The sequence below is a fragment of the Pseudarthrobacter polychromogenes genome, from assembly GCF_014644495.1.
GTDB lineage: Bacteria > Actinomycetota > Actinomycetes > Actinomycetales > Micrococcaceae > Arthrobacter > Arthrobacter polychromogenes.
The window spans coordinates 1-2,353 of record NZ_BMKU01000028.1; the positions used below are offsets into that span (position 1 = coordinate 1).

The 2,353-nt window shown below is 61.8% G+C and carries 2 protein-coding genes and 1 pseudogene; 2 read left to right on the forward strand and 1 reads right to left on the reverse strand.

Features of this window, described 5'->3' with window-relative positions; all coding sequences use genetic code 11:
• Positions 1–190 (forward strand): annotated as a pseudogene (locus IEX43_RS20415) (helix-turn-helix domain-containing protein); the annotation flags it as partial.
• Between the two features lie 221 nt (positions 191–411).
• The gene (locus IEX43_RS20140) at positions 412–1,728 is read left to right on the forward strand and encodes a hypothetical protein (RefSeq protein ID WP_188814048.1); all 1,317 of its coding nucleotides are present in this window, start codon (positions 412–414) and stop codon (positions 1,726–1,728) included.
• 7 nt (positions 1,729–1,735) lie between these two features.
• Here IEX43_RS20140 and IEX43_RS20145 read toward each other — a convergent pair whose 3' ends face one another.
• On the reverse strand, positions 1,736–1,960 hold the full coding sequence (locus IEX43_RS20145) for an SHOCT domain-containing protein (protein ID WP_188814050.1): 225 nt from the start codon (positions 1,958–1,960) through the stop codon (positions 1,736–1,738).
• Between the last annotated feature and the right edge of the window lie 393 nt (positions 1,961–2,353).

Below are 2,353 nucleotides of genomic sequence, written 5' to 3' on the forward strand. Positions count from 1 at the left end.
CATGCAGGTCTTGGTTGCCCTGATGGACATCTTCGACTGCAGAGCGGACGACTTGATTCAACGCGTGGAGCTGGGCAAGCCCGCAGCCCTGACAGGGACGGAGGAGACTGAAGCCAGCGCAGCCTCTGCCGACTTCCTTCGTCAACAAGGCTTCAGGCCGAAGAGGGCGAAAATCATCCCCTCGCAATGACGCCACGCATCGACCGCTGTCTGTCCTGCGGGAAGGACAAGCCATGCTTGTTCGCCGGAACGGCCAAAGCACGCTGTCACCACTGCTCGAAAAAGAAAGAGGCGTGCAGTGTCTGCCGCCGGAACGGGCTGGTCGGGACCCGCACGAAGGCCGGTGAACCTATATGCAAAATCTGTGCACGCACTCGGGAGCCCTGCTCTGACTGCGGCAAGAGCAGGTACGTGGCAGGACGCGCAGAGGGCGCACCACTATGCGACTACTGCTATCGCTCCAACCCGGCATCGTTCCGGAACTGCCGAGCCTGCGACACCAAGACAAGGCTGCTCCGGGGTCTATGCACGCCGTGCACCGCAGCCGAGTACCTATCCGAACTATTCACCGCGCAGTTGCTTCGCGACTCCCTTGAAGTGCAGTCCCTTCACGCTGCTCTTCTCGCCGCCGACCCGGCACGTGTAGTGACGGCTTTCCAGAGAACGGGCTCCGTCGAGCTCCTGCGCACATTATTGAACCAAGAGGAAACCAGGACACACGCGTTCCTGGACGCCGCCGGCCCGGACCAAGCCACCCGAGCAGTGCGCTCGATCCTCGTGGAACACTCCCTCCTTCCGGCGCGCGACAACAACCTGGCCAGATTCAAACACTGGATCGTCACAGCCGCGCAGGACATCAAGGATCCGGCAGAACGACAGGCTTTCAACCAATTCGCCCGCTGGCGCCACCTGCGGGAGCTGCGCCAGCGACCACAGCCTCTCAGTACCAATCTGGTCAGCAGCCGCCGGCGAGAACTCCGAATCGTCATTGAACTCCTGACCTGGTCCGCTAAGAGGGGCCGGTCCTTGGCCCTACTGACCCAGGCAGACATCGATGAATGGCTCGCCACCGGGCACGGTGAGCGGCACCGTGTGAAGGCCTTCCTGGCCTGGGCGCAAAAGAACAACAACTGCCAAAAGCTCCACATCCCACGCCGACAACGCACGGGCCTCCTCGTAACCGGCCTCGATTCCCGGACGCGGCTGAAAATCCTCGAGGGGCTTCTAGAAGGCAATGCCTCCGCCCACCCTGCCACGGCCTTCGCTGCAGCCATGACCCTTCTCTACGGGGCCCGGCCGCACCAGCTAACCGCGTTACAGGTCACCGACATCTTGACCCGGGCCGATGACACCTATGTGCGACTCGGAGCAGACCCCTTGCTGCTGCCGTCCCGCGTGGGTGAACTGGCACGCAAGGTTCTGCTTGATCGAAGCGCGCCTCGATTGTTCGGTACTGTCAGCGACGCTCAATGGCTGTTCCCTGGGTCACGGCCAGGACAACCCCTGACCGCCGCAGCACTAATAAAGCGCCTGCGGGCCGCGGGCGTTCAGCCAGCAACCGCTCGCACCGGAGCCTTAGGCGAACTGGCGCAGGACGTTCCACCTGTGGTCTTGGCCCGTTTGACCGGCATAAGTGTCGCCAACGCCATTCGGTGGTCCGAGGCCGTATCGGCATCCAACGCCCGTTACGGGTCGCTGGGCCAGCTCACCTCAAGTTCCCGGAGCTGAAAGTCAGTCAGCCTCCAAGGGTGCGGAGCTTGGCTGCGGTAAATTCCTCGTCAGATAGTGCGCCCTTGGCATGGAGCTCTGCAAGGAGCGCTAGTTCTGCCGCCACGGACCTTTTGCGTCGCATCGTGCCAAGCACTGTCCGGGGGCCGCTCTTTCCGATTTTCGTCGACGCTGGTTCCGCTGCCTGCCTGCGTGATGGGCTCTTGACGGCGAAGGCGATGAGCAGAGTCATCGCGAGGACGCCCAAGGCGATTCCCAATGGGGCTCGGAAAGGTTCCGTCGAGTTCGCCACGATTGCGATAACCGCTCCAGCTGCAACTGCACACGAGCCGGCCACACGAAGCCATCTCCGGCTGATGCTGAGGGCGAATATAACTCCGTCAGACTGTGTCGAAACCGCGTGTTGATTCATCTGCTGAGGATAGTCCTGCGGACATTCATTGAACATCCCTGGTGGTCACTGATGCCTCAGAACCCCTGACGGAGTCAATACGTCTGTGCTCGGGTCGGTCTATTGTCTGGCGGCTCTTATTGCACTCACGAGCCCCAGCGCGAAGTAAGAGACGGCGACCACGCTTAGGACTGCCAAGATCCATGGAGCATCTCTTTTGTCAGAGCCAGGGCC

Coding starts and splice junctions, on each gene's coding strand:
- IEX43_RS20145 (WP_188814050.1), bottom strand. CDS start 1,960: ATGACTCTGCTCATCGCCTTCGCCGTCAAGAGCCCATCACGCAGGCAG.